Origin of the sequence: Eisenbergiella porci (assembly GCF_009696275.1) — a bacterium.
Classification (GTDB): domain Bacteria; phylum Bacillota; class Clostridia; order Lachnospirales; family Lachnospiraceae; genus Eisenbergiella; species Eisenbergiella porci.
Window position 1 is genome coordinate 1 of the sequence record NZ_VUMI01000022.1, and the last position, 18,643, is coordinate 18,643.

An 18,643-nucleotide genomic window follows, 5' to 3' on the forward strand; every position below is an offset into this window, starting at 1 on the left:
TACCCAAAACCCTCTATTTTCGTACCAGATACAGAGAAATGTCCATCCTCTTGGCTCATTTATCTGAGATATGAAATTAAAAATTTCTTGAAAAATAAGGAAAAAACACTTGACTAAATAGGGAGGAGAATGGGGGTTGATTTATGTATCTGTAATTGGTATAATTACAGATATAAACTGTTAATTAATATGTTACAGATAAAAATTATCAATATGGGAAATGAATATAGATTTTTTGTGTGATAGTGAAGGAAGTGGCTGGTTGGGGGAATACTTTTGTTGGAGAGTTTGACAGGGAGAGTTATGACGGGGTTTTAGTGGAAAAGATAAGAGAATGCTTTTACATAATATTTTAGGAGGTTTGGTGGAATGAAGGGGTATATTGGGACTTATGAGGGTGTGGGGAGTGTTGGGATTTATGGGTTTGAGATGGATGTCAGGTCGGGGGAGATGTCAGGCGGGGAGTTGGTGTGCGAGGCGCCGGATGCAAAGTTCCTGGCGTTGGAGGATGGAGTGCTGGCGGCTCCGGTGAAGAGGGGGGAGCAGGCGGGAATTTTGCTGGCGGATGTGAGGAGAAGGAGTGGAAGCGGAAGCTCGGAAGGGGAGAAGGAGGAGGTTTTGACGGAGAGGGTTGCTTCCTGTTATGTGGGAATGGATGGGGGGCGGCTGTTCTCGGCGAATTTTCATGAGGGGACGGTGTCTGTTTACAGGATTGAGGGATTGAAGGCAGTCCTGGAAAAAAGGATTTTAATCGGGGAAGGAGCCGGATGTCATCAGGTTTTGTTTTCAGGGCGGAGGATGCTGGTTCCGTGTATGGAATTGGATGAGATTCGGGTGTTTGAGCGGGATGGGGCTTTTGCGGAGGCGGGCAGGATTCGGCTTCCGGAAGGGTGCGGGCCGCGGCATGGTGTGTGTGACAGGGAAGAAAAACGGCTTTTTATTGTGGGGCAGAAGAATAACAGGCTTTATTGTTTTCATATGATGGAGGATGGGAAATTCAGGGAAGCGTGGAATCTGGGGCTTCTTGACGGAACGGAGGAAAGCGGGAATGAGGCGGCGGCCATACGGCTGTCGGCGGATGAAAGGTTCCTTTATGTAAGTGTCAGGGGGGCGGATATTGTTGTGGTAGTTTCTCTTGAGGAAGGGACTGGGAAGGTGGTACAGAGGAAGGAGTGCGGAGGCAGGCATCCAAGGGATTTGGTGCTGGCGGCGGACGGCAGATTTCTGATAACGGCAAACAGGGATTCAAGGGATTTGGTAAGCTTTCCTGTGGATCAGGGGAGCGGAAGGATCGGAAAGGAGTGCGGACGGGTACGGACGGGAAGAGCTGTTTGTATTGCGTTGGAGGAATAGGCTGGCAGAGTACCGAAATGGCTGTACCGGAAAAAGGGCAGTAATGATTTGCGGAGTATGGATTTTTTAATAGTTTGTAAATTCATATTGCTGCGGACTTAAATATAGAAAAATAGTATGCACATAAAAAGAAAGGAAAGGAAAGAAGAGATGGGAACATTTGATATTGGTATGATAGGACTTGCAGTAATGGGAAGGAGCCTGGCGCTTAATATGGCGGATAAGGGGTTCCGGGTAGCCGGCTATAACAGGAGCCGGGAGGTGACGGAAGCGATGGTGAAGGAATATCCTCATGATAATTTTACGCCTTTTTATGATTTAAGGGAGTTTGTGGAGGCGCTGGCCCGGCCGAGAAAGGTGATGCTGATGATCAAGGCCGGAAGGGCCGTGGATGCGGTAATCGGCCAGCTGACAGAGCTTCTGGAGGAAGGGGATATTATCCTGGACGGGGGAAATTCCTTTTTTGAGGATACCAGAAGGCGTTATGAGGCGCTGAAGGAAAAGGGAATCCGTTATTTCGGCGTGGGAATTTCCGGCGGTGAGGAAGGGGCCAGGCGCGGTCCATCCATTATGCCCGGCGGTGAGAAGGAAGCGTATGAACAGATCCGGCCTGTGCTGGAAAAAATAGCGGCTTATGCCGAGGGCGAACCGTGCTGTACCTATATCGGACCGGACGGCGCAGGGCATTATGTAAAAATGGTACACAATGGAATTGAGTATGCGGATATGCAGCTGATTGCTGAGGCATATATTCTCCTGAAGTCGGTGGCTGGCTATACCAATGCTGAACTGGGCGATATTTTTGAGGAATGGAACCAGGGAGAGCTGAAGAGCTACCTGATTGGGATTACGGCTGATATTTTTAGGGAAAAGGATGATTTTGAAGCGGGAGAGCTGCTGGATTACATTGTGGACAGTGCGGCCCAAAAGGGTACGGGACGCTGGGCGAGCATAGAATCCATGAAGCAGGGCGTGGATATTTCCATGATTACGGCCGCCTGCAACGCCAGGATCCTGTCCAATCATACAGAGATGAGAAAAAAAGCGGCGGGTCTGCTTTCCGGGCCGGAGCCTGTGAAGGCGGAAAACAGGGAGCTTTTCAAAAATCAGGTAAGGGATGCGTTGTATGCGGCCAAAATCGCGGCTTATGCCCAGGGTTTTGATCTGATGCGAGATGCTTCGAAGGAATATGGCTGGAACCTTGATTTAGGGAAAATCGCATCCATTTTCAGGGCGGGATGTATTATCCAGGCCGTATTTTTGAATGATATAACTGAGGCTTACCGGAAAAATCCGGAGCTGGATAATCTGATGCTGGATGAATTTTTCAGGAGCCGTCTGGAGGAGTGCCAGGGCGGGCTTCGTCATGCGGCGGCGGAGGGCATCCGCAGCGGTCTGCCGCTTCCGGCAATGACTGAAGCGCTCTCTTATTTCGATACATTCAGAGGCGGATATACCGGAGCCAACCTGATTCAGGCGCAGAGGGACTGCTTTGGGGCCCATAAGTTTGAGCGTACGGACCGGGAAGGCACGTTTCATCATGATTGGGGGAAAAGAAATTGAAAAAAACAATTACTATTTTCGGCGGGACCGGGGATCTGACCTTCAGAAAGCTGCTTCCGGCCATGTATAATATGCATGTGACAGGGGGCGAGGGAGCTGGGTATGATATTGTAATCATCGGCAGGAGAGACTATACCTCCGGGGAATACCGGCAGATCGCAAGGGATTGGATAAAGCAGTTTTCCAGGCTGCCCTTTACGGAAGAGAAATATAAAGATTTTTCAGAAAAAATAGAGTATTACCGGATGGATTTTTCAGATCCGGCAGCCTATGAGGGTTTGGAGAATTATTATAAGGAAAGGGGGCTGAGTGAGCATATTTTTTATTTTGCGGTGGCGCCGCGGTTTTTCAGTACGATTGCGGAAGGGCTGGACGGGATCCATGAGGCCGGAAAGGGCAAGGTGATTCTGGAAAAACCTTTCGGGGAAGATCTTGAGTCGGCAAAGGAGCTGAGCAGGCGGCTGGAGGAGATTTTTGCGCCGGATCGGATTTACCGTATCGATCATTATCTGGGAAAAGAAATGGTCCGCAATATGCAGATCATCCGCTTCACCAATCCGGTTTTTGCAAACAACTGGAACAGGGACGCGGTCAGCTGCATCCAGATTTCCGCCATGGAGGATGTGGGCGTAGAAAACAGGGCCGGTTATTATGATACCAGCGGCGCGATGAAGGATATGGTGCAGAACCATCTGCTGCAGATACTTTCCATCGTGGCTATGGAACGTCCGGCTTCTTTTAAGGGAGAGGATCTGCATGAGGAACAGCTGAAGGTGCTGAAGGCGCTTCGACCGGCATCCGGGGAAACCATACGGGATATGCTCGTACTGGGGCAGTATGAAGGCTATCGGGAGGAAAAGGGGGTAAAGCCTGACTCCGCCACGGAAACCTATGCTGCACTGCGGCTGTTCGTTGACAATGAACGCTGGCAGGATGTACCCTTTTATATCCGCACAGGGAAAAAGCTGGGACGCAGGGAGATGGAGGTAGCCGTGATTTTCCGGCAGACGGAAGAATATGGCGAAAACAACGTGCTTCTCATTAAAATCCAGCCCATGGAGGGCGTTTACTTTCAGTTCAATATCAAACGCCCCGGGGAATCCGAGGAAGTCATCCAGACAAAAATGGACTTCTGCCAAAGCTGCGTCGTGGAAAACCGCATCAACACTCCCGAAGCCTATGAACGCCTTCTGGGCGCCTGTATGCGCGGCGAACGCTCCTGGTTCTCCCAGTGGGATCAAATCGAGGCAGGCTGGCGTTATGTGAGCGGAATGAAGCGGATTTACCAGGAAGAAAACCTTCCCATTGTCACATACGCACAGGGAACCTCCGGCCCGGAGGCCGCAGACCAAATGCTGAATACGATGGGGCATTCCTGGTTTGGCCAGGATGATTAACAGGAAAAACTGGATTTAATCATCGCGAAAGCAAAAGTATTCGCCAGTGAAATTCTGGTAACGGATTATAACGGTAAGGTTGCGTAGTAAAATAACCGATCAGACAATTATCTGGTCGGTTATTTCCATGTCAGTTGAATATCGTAGTCTTACTCACAGATTCAAATCCATTCTGGTAAAATATTATCTTTTAAAATTCTTATTTTCGCTACCTAAGTTGAAAGGGCAGATATCCCTGCATTTATGACAGTATATTTCCCAATTCCTGGTATCCTCATTACCTCCAAAGGCATTATCCCAACATACCTGCTGGTTAAGTTCTGCTTTTTCAAGCGCGTTATGGGGGCAGGCTTCCACACACAGGTTACAGTCGTTACAGATTTTTTCAAGGACAGGATCCTCTGCCAGTTCCGCCTCCGTAAGAACTGCACCCAGCCAGACCATGCTTCCGAATTCAGGCGTTATAAGCAGGGAATGCCTTCCTATGGTTCCCAGCCCCGCAGCCTGCGCGGCATGCTTCTGGGAAACAATGGAACGCCAACGCCCTGTTTTATCATCCCACTGGCTTTCATTCGTAGGAACAGGAACTGCTAAAAACCCCATTTTTTCCAGTTGAATACATAAATCCAGGGCAATGGCGTCCATTTTAGCAGTAATGGAGTTCCTCACCCTTGTGTAAGGGACCGCAGTCCTGCACGCCAGGGTGCCCGCCGGAAACCTGCATGCAAAAGAAATCACTGAATTGCATGAAGGCAGCACATCCCGGGGATGATACCCTTCCGGCGCATCCTTAAACCTTTCCATTCCCGCGATTTTACACAAATCCGCTCCCAGGGAAATTACAATTTTTTTAATATCATCACTGCACATTCGTCCCCTCCATAAGTGGTTCCCGTAAGCAATACCCGCCTACCCCAACTGTTACGTTTCCATATTCCCACTTTAATTTCATATGTCCGGGCTGTCAAGCCAAAGCGGAAGCAGGCCGATAAATACCGGGAAACAGGCGGGTAAACAGCAAGATTAACTAAGCGGCTTATAGACCCAAACTTTCCCCGAAAAATTCTTTTCATTTTTCCTAAAAGCTGATAGAATAAAATTATAATCAGCCGGTTTGGGCTGTATAAAACAGGAAGGGCGGACGTTTATGTTATGAAAAAATTTGATGTGACAGCACTTGGAGAGCTTTTGATTGACTTTACCGACAATGGAAAGAGCGCTCAGGGAAATACACTGTTTGAGGCGAATCCGGGCGGGGCACCCTGCAACGTACTGGCGATGCTGAATAAATGCGGACACCCCACCGCTTTTGTAGGAAAAGTGGGAAAAGATATATTTGGCCTGAAGCTGAAGGCAACGCTGGAGGAAGTGGGAATCGATACTTCAAACCTGATTGTGGACGAGAATGCACGGACAACCCTGGCTTTCGTACAGACCTTTGAGGATGGGGACAGGGATTTTTCCTTTTTCCGCAATCCCGGTGCAGATATGATGCTTACGGCTGATGAGGTGAATGAGGAGCTTATCAGGGAATCCCGTATTTTCCATTTTGGTACGCTTTCCATGACTCACGACGGTGTGAGGGAGGCGACCAAAAGAGCCATTGCGGTGGCAAAGGAAAGCGGAGCTGTGATTTCCTTTGATCCGAATTTAAGACCTCCTCTGTGGAAGTCTCTGGAGGATGCCAGAGTTCAGGTGGCGTATGGGCTGGGACAGTGTGACGTGCTGAAGATTTCCGATAATGAAATCCAGTGGTTTACCGGAGAAGAGGATTTCGATGCGGGAATTGCCAGGCTCCGTGAGCAGTACCAGATTCCGCTGATTCTTCTTTCCATGGGAAGGGACGGCAGCAGGGCTTATTATAAGGAGCTGAAGGTGGATGCAGCGCCGTTCCTGCAGGAAAGCACGATTGAAACAACAGGAGCAGGGGATACCTTCGGCGGAAGCTGTCTTCACTACATACTGAAATACGGCCTTGATAAGCTGGATGAAGAAAAGCTGAAGGAAATGCTTACCTTCGCCAACGCGGCGGCGTCCATTGTTACCACCAGGAAGGGTGCGCTTCGCGTAATGCCTGAAGTGGAGGAAGTGGAAAGCTTTATCCAGTCTAGAAAGTAGCAGATACATTTTTTATGAAAGCAGCGCAGGTGTTGGATTGCCGTTTAAGGCACGCCGGGAAAACACCTGCGAACTTTCTGTGCCCGCAGGGCGATACGGACCGGACAGGGGGAAAAGGAACTCCTGGACGGTGGTTTGATTACCCGAAGATACGATGAGGAGGATATCATGGAAGCTTATAGTGTGTTTAAGGATTTGGCGATTATCATAGTAGCGGCAAAGGTTTTTGCGATCCTGGCAAGAAAATGCAAGGCGCCCCAGGTAGTGGGTGAAATTGTGGCAGGACTTCTTTTGGGGCCAAGTCTCCTTGGACTGGTGCAGCAGTCGGAATTTATTCTGCAGATGGCAGAAATCGGCGTTATACTCCTCATGTTTTCAGCAGGACTTGGCACCAACCTGCGTGAGCTGATGAAAACAGGACCGATAGCGCTGTTGATAGCCACCTTCGGCGTAGGCATTCCATTGATCGGCGGCGCGCTGCTGTATATGTGCTTTTACGGATTTATGCCCTGGGGATCGGAGGACTTTTATAAAGCGGTGTTCATGGGCGTAATTCTCACCGCAACTTCGGTCAGCATTACCGTGGAATCACTGAAGGAAATGGGCAAGCTGAAGGGGAAGGTGGGAACCACAATCCTGAGCGCGGCGATAATCGACGATGTTATCGGCATCATTGTCCTGACCTTTGTTATCGGCTTTAAAAATCCCGAATCCAATCCCGGAACGGTAGTCATGGACACGGTTCTGTTTTTCCTGTTTGCCATTGGTGTTGGCTTCGTATGCTATATTGTATTTAAATGGATGGATAAAAGATATCCCCATACGAGAAGAATTCCCATCATGGGCCTGGCTCTCTGCTTTGCCATGGCATATATTGCGGAAAAATATTTTGGGATTGCGGACATCACAGGGGCCTATGTGGCAGGACTGATCCTCTGCTCCATTCAGGATTCCGACTATATTGCCCGTAAGATGGATATCAATTCCTATATGATATTCGGGCCGATTTTCTTCGTCAGCATCGGTTTGAAAACAGATATCGGCGACATGAATATGTCCATTCTTCTTTTTGCCGTATGTTTTGTTCTGGTGGGGCTGCTTACCAAGATCGTGGGCTGCGGCCTGATGGCAAAGGCCTGCCGTTTCAATGCGGCGGATTCCCTGAAAATCGGCGTGGGTATGATGACCAGAGGAGAGGTTGCCCTGATTGTTGCGCAGAAGGGGCTGAACGTGGGGCTGCTTAATCCCGTATACTTTACGGCGGTCATCCTTTTGATTGTATTTTCCTCTATCCTTACGCCCATTATCTTGAAGGTTCTTTACTCAAAGGATAAAATGCCCCAGGATCCGGAATCAGCACTGGTTTCTTAGGAGGACTGAATGCTTTTTAACTCATACGTTTTTATTTTTCTGTTTCTGCCCCTCGCACTGGCGGGCTGGCTGATTCTTAACAAATGCAGACAATATAAGCTGGCACAGGGATATCTGATTGGGATGTCCCTGTGGTTTTATGCTTATTTTAACGTCAGCTTCCTGTGGGTGATAGCCGGAAGCTGTCTCTTTAATTATGGGCTCAGCCTGATACTTTCAAAAAAAGACACCCCGAAAATGAGGAAAACGTTGATGCTCCTTGGCTGTCTCGGCAATCTGGGGGCGCTGGGATATTTTAAATACTGCAATTTTTTTCTGGAAAATATCAATGCGTTGTTCCGTGCCGGTTTCCAGATGAAGAACATCCTTCTTCCGCTGGGAATCAGCTTTTTTACGTTCCAGCAGCTTTCCTTCCTCATTGACAGGTGCCGGGGGGAAGCGCCCCATTACGGGCCGCTGGATTATCTGAGCTTTGTCACATTTTTCCCGTCCCTTATCTCCGGACCGATTGTGCTGCACGCGGCGACGGTTTCCCAGTTTCGTGATATTTCACGCAGGCATTTTGATGAGGAAAGCTTTGCAAAGGGCGTTATGCAGTTTACCATGGGCCTTGGAAAAAAAGTGCTTCTGGCCGACACGCTCATGCTGGCCGTGAATTACGGCTATGAAAATATCGGTTCCCTGGACACTGTTTCAGCCCTTCTGACAGCCTGCTTCTATACGCTGGAGCTTTATTTCGACTTCAGCGGCTATTCGGACATGGCCATCGGTGTGGGAAAAATGTTCCGTATTACAATCCCGGAAAATTTCAATTCTCCCTATAAGGCGGTGTCGGTCAAGGATTTCTGGAAAAGATGGCATATTACCCTCAGCTCCTTTTTACAGACCTATATCTATTTTCCTCTGGGAGGAAGCCGCAGGGGAAAGGCCAGGACTATCATAAATACCCTTATTACCTTTCTGCTCAGCGGCCTGTGGCACGGTGCCAACTGGACCTTCGTGTTCTGGGGGCTGCTTCACGGGATCGGCGTTGCCTTTAACAGCCTGAAGCTCTTTTCCATCAAAAAGAAATGGCTCTGCCGCCTTTTTACTTTTTCCTACGTGTGCATGGCCTTTGTATTTTTCCGAGCGGACAGCCTGGCGGACGGCTTTCACCTGCTGGGCCGTATCCTGTCCTTCCAGTACAACGGAAGCCTGGTGAACCTGGCCGCCGCCATGGAGCCGTCGGAAATCTATATCGTTACCAAAGCGCTTTCCATGATGGCCCCCGGCCTGATAAGCCTGGTCCAGATCGGTATGATGCTGCTTATCACTATAATATCTGCAGTGGTCCTCACCCGCAGCACGGCGCGGCAGATTACAGAACAAAAAAAAATAACCGGCAGGTTTACGGTTGCCCTGGCATTTTTATTTGCCTGGTCGGTCATTTCCTTATCCGGGGTAAGCTCCTTTGTTTATTTCAATTTTTAAACCCGCCGCTGTTGCGGCAGGCCTGAAAGGCACGGAGAAAATATGTATCGGAAGTTTTTGAAAAATTTTACAATTACAGCAGCCATACTTTTCATTGCGGCAGCAGCCCTGGTGCTCTTTTTTGATCCTTTTTTCCACTACCACGGGCCGGCTGCCCCGCTGAAAGCCGTCCTTACCAAAAAGGAATACCAGGGCATCGGAACCATCCGCAATTTCAATTACGACAGCCTGCTTGTGGGTTCCTCCACCGCGGAGAACTTCAATAACAAATGGTTTGACGAAGCCTTTGACGCCACTACCATCAAGGCTATCAAAAGCTCCGGCATCACCGCCCAGCTGGATTACTACCTGACCCAGGCGTTTGAAGAGCGTGAAATCAAAAATATTTTCTACAGCCTCGATCTGTTTGCCCTGGGAGGCGACCCCGAGGCCGAATTCCCGGATGATTCCATGCCTCTTTATCTCTACGACAAAAATCCCTTCAACGACATAAATTACCTTCTTAACAAAGACGTAATTTTTGAAGACATCCCATACATGCTGGCGGAAACCTTCCTGGATGACTACGACGAAGGAGCCTCCTATAACTGGGCACAATACAAAACCTTCGGAACGCAGGAGGCTCTGTCCCACTACGACCGCCCGGCCGAAATCATCCCTATGAAAACGGAGGATCAGTACAAGGCTGTCATAGATGCCAATGTGGATCTGCTGATAAAGCAGGTAAATGCCTATCCGGAGACCACCTTCTATTTCTTTTATCCGCCCTATTCCCTTTTGTGGTGGGACAATATGACCCGGAGCGGGGAGCTGAATCAGGTTCTCTATGCTGCCCAGGCTTCCGCCCAGGCACTGCTTTCCTGCGACAATGTTAAGCTGTATTACTTCCAGAATGATCCGGATATTATTTATAACCTGGATCTCTATATGGATCCCATCCATTTTACGGCCGATATCAACCACTACATGGTAACCCAGATGCAGCAGGATAATTACCGCCTTACTCCGCAAAATTATCTCTCAGAACTTCAGAAAATGAGGGAGTTGGTTCAGGAGATGGAGGAGAGTGAGATTGGGAAGTATTATTAGAGGGGGGAAAGAGGAATTCTGAGATGAGGGGGCATGCTTTCCGGTCCGGGGGGCTGTCTTACCCGGCTATAGTCTGCCGGCTGTGCCGAGCTGGGGGGCGGGCTTTCTTCTTTGGGGATGCTGTGGGGTATTTTCTGTTCCAGTCTCAAAAACGGGGTATTTCTAACTGTCCCGGAAGGTCAGAATTCCGCCAACGCGGCTGAACTCCTCGCAAAGCGACGGCGGGGGGCTGGATTGTCTTTTGTGTGTTAAGTCGCATTTGCTCGTCAGACAAGCCGCTAAGGGCGGCGGAGTTCTGACCTTCTGGGGCAGTAAGAAATATCACCGTTTTTTCCAATGGAACAGAAAATACCCCACAGCATCCCCAAAGAAGAAAGCCCGCCCCCCGGCCCGGAACAGCCGGCAGACTATGGCCGGGTAAGACAGCCCCCCGGACCGGAAAGCATGCCCCCTCATCTCAGAATTCCCGGCCTCTCATAATGTTCCTTAATCCCTCTAAAATCTATTTCCTGAACGTGTTGAAGGAATAGTTGGCTGATTGGGAATTTTATCCGGGGCGTGGGAGGCGGATGGATTTTGGGCGCGGCGGGGGGCTGGTATTTTTTGATTTGTCCGAAAAAAGGGGGAGATTTCTTACGTTAAAAACAGCCCTTCTATAACCATCTTTCAACTGCTTTGTCAGCAACTTTTGTCGCTTGTGAACAATGCGAGGCGTTCAGGCAGTTGAGGTTATGGAAGGGCTGTTTGTAGTGTTAGGACTATCCCATTTTTGAAATTGAATCAGAAAATATCCGTTATGACCGGCGTTTCCAGGATCTGTTTGTCTCGTTTGGATCTATGTGCTGCAGATAAAAACTGCATTCCGGGAGGCCGTTTATCCCATCTCAGACTTTCCGGAAATCATCTACCGGCATGATGAAGATGGTGGCTCCTCCTACCTCTACATTTACGGGTACGGAGGATACGGCATTAGGGTATATATTACAGTTTGACGGTGCCGGCGGAGTGTACATGATCTGCTGGCGTTTGCCGGAATGCTGTTTGATAATATTGCATACCTCATCCACCTTTTCGTCCTCAATGCCAAGGAGTAGGGTGGTGTTTCCTTTTTTCAAGAATCCGCCGGTGGTGGCAAGCTTGGTTACGAAATACTTTTTTTCATTCAGTTCATTAATGAGTAAGGGTGCATCTTCATTATGCACGATAGCTAAGAGCATTTTCATAGGCTACTCCTTCCGCCGCACATCTGCGGCACAAGTTCTCTTTTTCTTAGTATAAATATTTTCCGGGGAAATAGCAATTTATTTTACGCATTTTTAACAAAAATTGTGCAAATTAAATAATAATGAGGTATGATTAGATTTATAAAAAGGCTGTATGGGACGGATTTGTGTCTGCAGGGATGTAGGGTGCAGTTGGTTGTGGTATAATACAGGCGCTGCGGGATGCAATACGGCGGCGGAAAGGAAAGAGATTAGCCGTGACCGATAAGGAACGTTTTGAGTGGGCCAGGGATAAGATTGTAGGGACAGAGAGAGAAAAGCAGGGAATCGGTACGCTTTCGGAAAAGACGGTTCATGCGGTGCTGAAGAATTTTTACGCGCCGGATGAGGACATGCATGAAATTCCCATAGAGGGCTGTGTGGCGGATATTTATACCGGAACGGAAATTGTGGAGATACAGACGAGGAATTTTGACCGGATGAGGGATAAGCTGGGGAAATTTCTTCCGCTTTACCCGGTGACGATCGTTTATCCGATTCCCTATGAAAAGTGGCTGATTTGGATCGATGAAGAAACAGGGGAATTCAGCAGCCGGAGAAAATCACCGGTGAAGGGGAATCCGTATGTGGCCTTCAAGGAGCTGTACCGGATAAAAAATTTTCTTCTGGATGAGAATCTGCATTTAAAGTTTGTGTTTATAAATATGGAGGAATACCGGCTTCTGAATGGATGGAGCCGGGACAGGAAAAAGGGCTCCTCCCGTTTTGACAGGATTCCGCTGGAGCTGGTGGAGGTAATGGATATTGACTGTCCCAGGGATTATCTGCAGCTGGTTCCCTACGGGATACCGGAGCCTTTTACGGTAAAGGAGTTTGCGAAGGAAGTACATATCCGGGCGAGCCTGGCGCAGGTGGTTTTGCAGATCCTGGCTTACGCCGGGGTGGTGGAACGGGTTGGGAAAAAAGGAAATGCCTATCTTTATAAAGTATTGGAAGGAGACGAGTGAAATGTATCCACAGGAGAATGAAAAAAAAGTAAAGTTATACACAGGCAGTTATAACGCGCCTGTTGTGACAGGGGACGGCAGCGTCTATCTGGGAAAAGGACAGGGGATCTGTCTCTGGGAGTTTGACGAGAGTACGGGAAAAGTAAGGCTTGAGGAGAGCTGGCCTGAGGCTTTAAATGCTTCCTTGCTTACCATATCGCCGGATGGGAAAATGCTTTATGCGGTAAATGAGCTGGATGACTATGAGGGAACCATGGGAGGCGCGCTCAGCGCTTACCGCATTGACATGCAGGGGTGTCTTGCGGCGGACAGCATTCTTCCTGTAATGGGTGCGGCTCCTTGCCATGTGAGCTGCGACGGTTCCGGCAGACATGTGTTTACCGCCAATTATAACGGCGGAAGCATGAGCTGTTTTCGGCTGTCGCCAGACGGCGGACTAGCAGAGATGGACGGACAGCTGGTACATAGCTTTGGGGAAAAGGAAAATGCGGATGGCAGGGAGAGGCTGCGTCATCAGGTAAGGCAGGAGAAGCCGCATGTACACAGCGCCGCCGTAAAGGACGGATTTGTGTGGGTTGCAGATTTGGGAACGGATGAAATATCCTGTTATGAACTTGATAAGGAAGGAAAGCCGGGTAAATGTGCGGCTTCTGTTTTCCTGGAGGCGGGAAGCGGACCGAGGAGCTTTGCTTTTTCACAGGCGGGGAATATGGTGTATGTGACCTGTGAGCTGAAAAACAGGATAGCAGTGTACCGATGGGAGAAAGAGGAGCGGCGCCTTTCATTCGTACAGATGGTTTCCAGCCTGCCGGAAGAGGATGCAGGGGTGGAAAGCTCTATCGGCGGAATTGTACTTTCCGATGACGGAAGGTATATTTATGTGGGAAACAGAGGGGCGGATACGATAGGTGTTTTCGCTGTGGATAACGATGGGCTTTTAAGTCCGGTGCAGTGGATATCTTCAGAAGGGAAAAATCCCAGGGGCTTTACCTTGGCTCCATCCGGCGGATGGCTGCTTGCTGCAAACCAGAACAGTGATAATCTGGTGGTGTTTGAAAGGGAGCCGGATACCGGGCTTCTCAGGAAAAAGAAGGTGTATGAGGCGGGAGCCGTGGTCTGTTTGCTTTTTGCAGAATAAGGCGTCAGGCTCTCAAAAAACATGCTTTACAAAATTGCTCTGCAAAATCACCCCCTTGCAAGCAAAAATAAAAAATGTTACTATAATAAAAACGATTTTATCTTCGTGTAAAAAGAAGGGGTATCAGGCATGAAGAAGGCAACGATTAAAGATGTGGCCAGAGAAGCAGGGGTCGCACTGTCCACGGTATCCAATGCCATGAACGGTTCCAGCCTGGTGACGGAAGAAACCAGGGAAAAGGTAATGGAGGCCGCAAAAAAACTGAATTATGTGCCCAACATGAACGGCCGTTTTCTCAAGTCAGGGCGCAGCAGGCAGCTGTGTTTTATAACCTCCAGTATCAGCGGGGAGTATTTTTATCGTCTTACGGATTCCATGAATGCGGAATGTGAGAAAAATGGGTACTGCCTGAACATTGTAGTAACCAGGGATAAGAATACGATGATGAATAATGTTCTGGGAGGGCGGTTTGACGGCTTTTTTCTGTTTGAAGGAGAGCGAATTGCGGCAGAAGAGCTGGAGCGTCTGGAAAAAGAACATATCGTTGCGATTATGCTGGACAGAAAATATGTAAAAAAAACAATTGGAAGCGTGGTATTTGACTCTTATCAGGCCGGCTATGAAATAACCAAGCATCTTATAAACCTGGGGCATAAAAGGATCGGCTTTCTGGACTCGGCATCAGATATTTATGATTGCTCGGAAAGAAAAAGGGGATATCAGAAAGCCCTGGAGGAGCATGGAATCGCTTTATTGGAGAAGGATATTCTTCAGGGTTTTTTTGATGAAAATATTTCTTATTCCGCGGTTATTGCCCAGGCGCATCTGTATCATCGGGATTTGCCGACCGCATATGTGGCCGGCAATGATAAGAGCGCGATTGGATGTGTAAAGGCTCTGCAGTTTCTGGGCTTCCGTGTACCGGAAGATATCAGCGTGGCCGGATTTGATGATATTGAATTGTCGCGGTATTTTACGCCATCCCTTACAACGGTCAGGAATCCCATTGAAGAGCAGGGGCGTGCAGCTGTGGATCTGATGGTGGAAATATTGGATAAAAAGGCGGAGGGGCGCAGCCGTGAACTAAAAGGGATCCTTGTTCCAAGGAATTCTACAGGCATTTGTATGGGGAGCGGCAGCGCCGTTTATCATTATGTATGAGTACATATTATTATGGGGGCCGATCTGTTGGCTTATATTCTGCTGTTTATTTTTAACAAAAATTAAAAACGTTTTTTTGTTACATACTACAAAATTGATTAAAAATAACAGTTATAATATATAAAATACTTGTATTTGTGCCTTTATAATGCTAGTATTAAATAAATTAGTAAAAACGTTTTTATTATTTGGGAGGATATCCAGTGAAAAAGGAAAAATCTTTGCAAAAAAGAATCAGGCAATGGATAAAAGAGTACATAAAGCAGTTCCCATTACAGCTTATGGTTTTGCCGGGTATTCTTTTCATGATTATTTTCAGCTACATACCGATATATGGTCTGAGTATTGCCTTTAAAAATTATACGGTTGTCAGTACGATGCGTTCGGCGGCCTGGGTTGGCTTTGAAAATTTTGAGATTATATTGAAGGATCGTTATTTCTGGGGTTCCGTAACCAATACGCTGGCGATCAGTTTCCTGAAGCTGCTGTTTGGTTTTGTTACGCCAATCCTGCTGGCGGTTATGATATACGAAATTAAGGACGGGCCGTTCAAAAGAATAGTGCAGACCATCTCCTATCTGCCCCATTTTTTATCATGGATTGTACTTGGGGGCATGCTGATCAGCTGGATGTCCACCAATGGGATGTTCAACCAGATTCTGATGGGGCTGGGAATTATTAAAGAGGGAAAGAACATACTTCTGGATGCGGACAAGTATTGGTGGATAGCCTCTCTTTCTGATGTGTGGAAGGAAGCGGGATGGGGAACGATTTTGTATCTGGCCACTATGGCAGGCATTGATCCGACCTATTATGAGGCCGCGAGAATTGACGGGGCAAGCAGGTTCAGACAGATTATCAGTATTACAATTCCCTTGATAAAAACAATTATCTGCCTGAATTTTATACTTACAATCAGCGGGCTGCTGAATTCCAATCTGGATCAGACGCTGGTTCTGATGAATACACAGAATCAGGAGACAGCGGAGGTCATCAATTCCTATGTTTACCGTATGGGACTGGCACAGGGAGATTTCTCCTACGCGACAGCGGCAGGACTGGGAGTGTCCATCGTTTCAGTGGTTCTTCTTGTGCTTGCAAACCTGCTTACTAAGAAACTGAATGACCGGTCGGTATTATAGAAGGGAGAAAACAGGGATGCGGATGAATAAAGCAGGAGTGGGGAGCAGAATCAGCGGGGATAGAATTTTTAACGGATTTAATATGGTGTTTTTAACGATTCTGACCATAATTATTGTTTTTCCTATTTGGAATGTTATCGTAAATTCCTTCAGTTCGGCCCAGGCTGTTGCAGGGGGAAAAAGTATTTTCTGGCCGGCGGAATTTTCACTGGAAAATTACAAGGCGGTGTTCCGGGATACTTCCATCTGGATGGCATTTCTGGTTTCGGTGGCCAAAACCGTATTGGGTGTTATCTGCCACGTGCTTTTCTGCGCCATGGTTGCCTATGGCATGAGCAAGGAATATCTGAAGGGAAGAAAGCTGTATACGGTTATGGGCGTCATAACCATGTTTTTTTCAGGGGGCATTATTCCCACCTACCTGCTGATTAAATCGCTGGGGATGCTCAATTCCTTTTGGGTGTACATTATTCCGGCGCTGTTCTCCTATTATGACATGATCATACTGATGAACTTTTTCCGACAGGTGCCGGAATCCCTGGAGGAAGCGGCGAGAATTGACGGCGCCGGCGTATGGAGGATATTTATCTACGTCATACTGCCCACATCAAAGTCCGCGCTGGCTACAATTGCTCTGTTCCATGGGGTATCCCAATGGAATGATTTCATGACTGCAAAGCTGTACATCACGGAAAAGGCGCTTTATCCGCTGCAGATGAAGCTTTATGAGATTATTGTCCAGCAGCAGATGGCTACAATGACAAACCCCACCAGTGTGACGGTGACAACAACGGCAAAAGGGATACAGCTTGCAACAATTATTGTGACGACCCTGCCGATTATAATCATATACCCGTTGCTTCAAAAGCATTTTGTAACTGGCATGATGCTGGGAGCGGTTAAAGAATAAGTAACTGTAAAGGGTACTGAACAGTTCCAATAAAAGGATAAAAGGAGAGGAAAAGAAATGAGAAGTAAAAAACTGGCAGCTTTAACATTGACATTTGCCATGGTCCTGACGACCCTGGCCGGATGTTCACAAAAGAAGGCGCAGAGCGGCGTGTTGCCGGAGCTGGACGGCAGATATGAGGTAAATGCAGAAGTGCCTGCCTATCAGCTGGATAAGACGGAGGATAATAAGCTTACCTGGTATGTGAACGCAGACTGGTGGAACACGGACTGGGGAAATGATACCGTAACAAAGAAGGTCAAAGAGGACTTGAACCTTGATATTGAATTTCTTACAGGGGACGACACGAAACTGAACACTTATTTTGCGGGGGAGGAGCTGCCGGACATCATTACCATATTCAGTTCTTCTTCCAGCATAGCAACAAGCGCAAACCAGTGGGCTTATTCACTTAATGAACTGGCTGACAAATATGATCCTTATTTTTATAAGGTGGCAAAAGAAGATACCCTGAACTGGTTTAAGCTTTCAGATGGAAAAACCTACGGCTATCCGGGCTATTCAAACAGTCAGGAGGACTATGACGACGGCAGCCTGAACGCTTCCACGGCTTTTGTTATCCGTAAGGATATTTATGAGGCGTTGGGAAAGCCCTCCATGGGTACGCCGGAGGAATTCCTTGACGTTCTTTCCCGGATTAAGGAGCAGTTCCCGGACGTTATTCCGTTTGGTTCCAATGCCATGACCACGGATGAAGGTTCCCTGGGAAGAGATTTGCAGAACTTCCTTGGTGTGCCGATTGAAAATGAGGACGGCAGTTTCTATGACAGACAGATGGATGATGATTATCTTACCTGGATTAAAACGCTGAATCAGGCCTATAGAAACGGCTGTATCAGTGATGATAATTTTTCGGATGATGGAACAGCGCATGAGGAAAAAGTTAAAATAGGAAAGTATGGCTGTATCTTCATCGGCGGAACCCCTCAGAGAAGCGGACCTTTGCAGACCTGGTACGGAACAAATCCGGAAGCTGCATATATTGCGATTGACGGCCCCCGGAGCATCAAGGGAAACGCCCCTACACTGGCTCAGGCAGGTCTTTCCGGATGGCCGGTTACCTATATCAGCAAAAACTGTTCCGATCCCATTAAGGCAATTGAACTTTTCACATATCTGCTGACAGATGAAGCGGGCATTCTGACCACCTATGGCGTTGAAGGGGAAACCTACGAATTTAACAGCGATGGAAAAATTGTGCTTCTTCCCGAGGTTGAAGAAATGCGCAACACGGAAAATGATAAATTTAAAAAGGTATATCGTCTCGGTGAATTCTGCCTGTTTGGCCATGACAGATATAAGGCATATGGAGCTGATGTTACGCCTGCCATGGAACAGCTTAACGAGTGGGGCGAAGGAAAACTGAAAACGCAGTTTGTTATAGAAAATATTAATCCGGAGGAAGGGACTGCGGAGGCAAGAAGCTTAAGCGCGATTAACACAAAATGGGCCACGACGCTTGTCAGCCTGATCCGTTCCCAGGATGATGCACAGTTTGATGCTGTACTGGAGGAATACAAAGCGTTCAGGGAGCAGAACAACTGGAATGAAATCGTTAAAATTTACAATGAAAAAATGGATATTAACAGAGAAAAGCTGGGATATAAGTAAGAATCCCTTTACTGTTAAAAGAATTTAAAT

Annotated in this window: 15 protein-coding genes; 13 read left to right on the forward strand and 2 right to left on the reverse strand. The window is 47.8% G+C overall.

The features are described from left to right. Positions 1–369: 369 nt before the first annotated feature. The 3 genes from FYJ45_RS14140 (at position 370) to zwf (ending at position 4,313) form a co-directional block, all read left to right on the forward strand. Entirely contained in the window at positions 370–1,353 is a 984-nt protein-coding gene (locus FYJ45_RS14140) for a lactonase family protein (protein ID WP_154465204.1), read from the forward strand. A gap of 150 nt (positions 1,354–1,503) precedes the next feature. Beyond that, on the forward strand, positions 1,504–2,916 hold the full coding sequence (gene gndA / locus FYJ45_RS14145) for an NADP-dependent phosphogluconate dehydrogenase (RefSeq protein ID WP_154465206.1): 1,413 nt from the start codon (positions 1,504–1,506) through the stop codon (positions 2,914–2,916). Further along, complete coding sequence (zwf, locus tag FYJ45_RS14150) at positions 2,913–4,313, forward strand: glucose-6-phosphate dehydrogenase (protein WP_154465208.1); 1,401 nt, start codon at positions 2,913–2,915, stop codon at positions 4,311–4,313. The genes gndA and zwf overlap by 4 nt, the downstream gene beginning before the upstream one ends. Before the next feature lie 183 nt (positions 4,314–4,496). On the opposite strand, the gene FYJ45_RS14155 is transcribed toward zwf, so the two are convergent. Beyond that, complete coding sequence (locus FYJ45_RS14155) at positions 4,497–5,183, reverse strand: 4Fe-4S binding protein (protein WP_154465210.1); 687 nt, start codon at positions 5,181–5,183, stop codon at positions 4,497–4,499. Positions 5,184–5,465: 282 nt separating this feature from the next. On the opposite strand from FYJ45_RS14155, the gene FYJ45_RS14160 reads away from it, so the two are divergent. The 4 genes from FYJ45_RS14160 (at position 5,466) to FYJ45_RS14175 (ending at position 10,361) form a co-directional block, all read left to right on the forward strand. After that, positions 5,466–6,431, forward strand: coding sequence for a carbohydrate kinase family protein (locus tag FYJ45_RS14160; protein WP_154465212.1), 966 nt, complete (start codon positions 5,466–5,468; stop codon positions 6,429–6,431). A 168-nt stretch (positions 6,432–6,599) separates the two neighbouring features. Further along, positions 6,600–7,802 (forward strand): cation:proton antiporter, encoded by a 1,203-nt coding sequence (locus FYJ45_RS14165; RefSeq protein WP_154465214.1) that lies wholly within the window; start codon positions 6,600–6,602, stop codon positions 7,800–7,802. Between the two features lie 9 nt (positions 7,803–7,811). Next, positions 7,812–9,272, forward strand: a complete 1,461-nt coding sequence (locus tag FYJ45_RS14170) for an MBOAT family O-acyltransferase (RefSeq protein WP_154465216.1) — start codon at positions 7,812–7,814, stop codon at positions 9,270–9,272. Between the two features lie 42 nt (positions 9,273–9,314). Continuing rightward, a complete protein-coding gene (locus FYJ45_RS14175; RefSeq protein WP_154465218.1) occupies positions 9,315–10,361 on the forward strand; it encodes an SGNH/GDSL hydrolase family protein in 1,047 nt (348 codons plus the stop codon). Between the two features lie 884 nt (positions 10,362–11,245). Here the strand turns inward: FYJ45_RS14175 and FYJ45_RS14180 are convergent. Then, a complete protein-coding gene (locus FYJ45_RS14180; protein WP_154465220.1) occupies positions 11,246–11,584 on the reverse strand; it encodes a cyclic-di-AMP receptor in 339 nt (112 codons plus the stop codon). A 257-nt stretch (positions 11,585–11,841) separates the two neighbouring features. Here FYJ45_RS14180 and FYJ45_RS14185 point away from each other — a divergent pair, with 257 nt between their 5' ends. From FYJ45_RS14185 to FYJ45_RS14210, 6 genes are all read left to right on the forward strand, one after another. Next, positions 11,842–12,591 carry a hypothetical protein gene (locus FYJ45_RS14185; RefSeq protein WP_117543290.1) on the forward strand — a complete coding sequence of 250 codons (750 nt, stop codon included), beginning with the start codon at positions 11,842–11,844 and terminating at the stop codon, positions 12,589–12,591. A 1-nt stretch (position 12,592) separates the two neighbouring features. Continuing rightward, on the forward strand, positions 12,593–13,729 hold the full coding sequence (locus FYJ45_RS14190) for a lactonase family protein (RefSeq protein ID WP_195841817.1): 1,137 nt from the start codon (positions 12,593–12,595) through the stop codon (positions 13,727–13,729). A 129-nt stretch (positions 13,730–13,858) separates the two neighbouring features. Beyond that, complete coding sequence (locus tag FYJ45_RS14195) at positions 13,859–14,890, forward strand: LacI family DNA-binding transcriptional regulator (protein ID WP_025487984.1); 1,032 nt, start codon at positions 13,859–13,861, stop codon at positions 14,888–14,890. Between the two features lie 203 nt (positions 14,891–15,093). After that, a complete protein-coding gene (locus FYJ45_RS14200; protein ID WP_276890206.1) occupies positions 15,094–16,032 on the forward strand; it encodes an ABC transporter permease in 939 nt (312 codons plus the stop codon). A 16-nt stretch (positions 16,033–16,048) separates the two neighbouring features. Beyond that, a complete protein-coding gene (locus FYJ45_RS14205) occupies positions 16,049–16,942 on the forward strand; it encodes a carbohydrate ABC transporter permease (protein WP_235930811.1) in 894 nt (297 codons plus the stop codon). A 57-nt stretch (positions 16,943–16,999) separates the two neighbouring features. Next, positions 17,000–18,613 (forward strand): type 2 periplasmic-binding domain-containing protein, encoded by a 1,614-nt coding sequence (locus FYJ45_RS14210; protein WP_154465226.1) that lies wholly within the window; start codon positions 17,000–17,002, stop codon positions 18,611–18,613. Positions 18,614–18,643 lie beyond the last annotated feature (30 nt).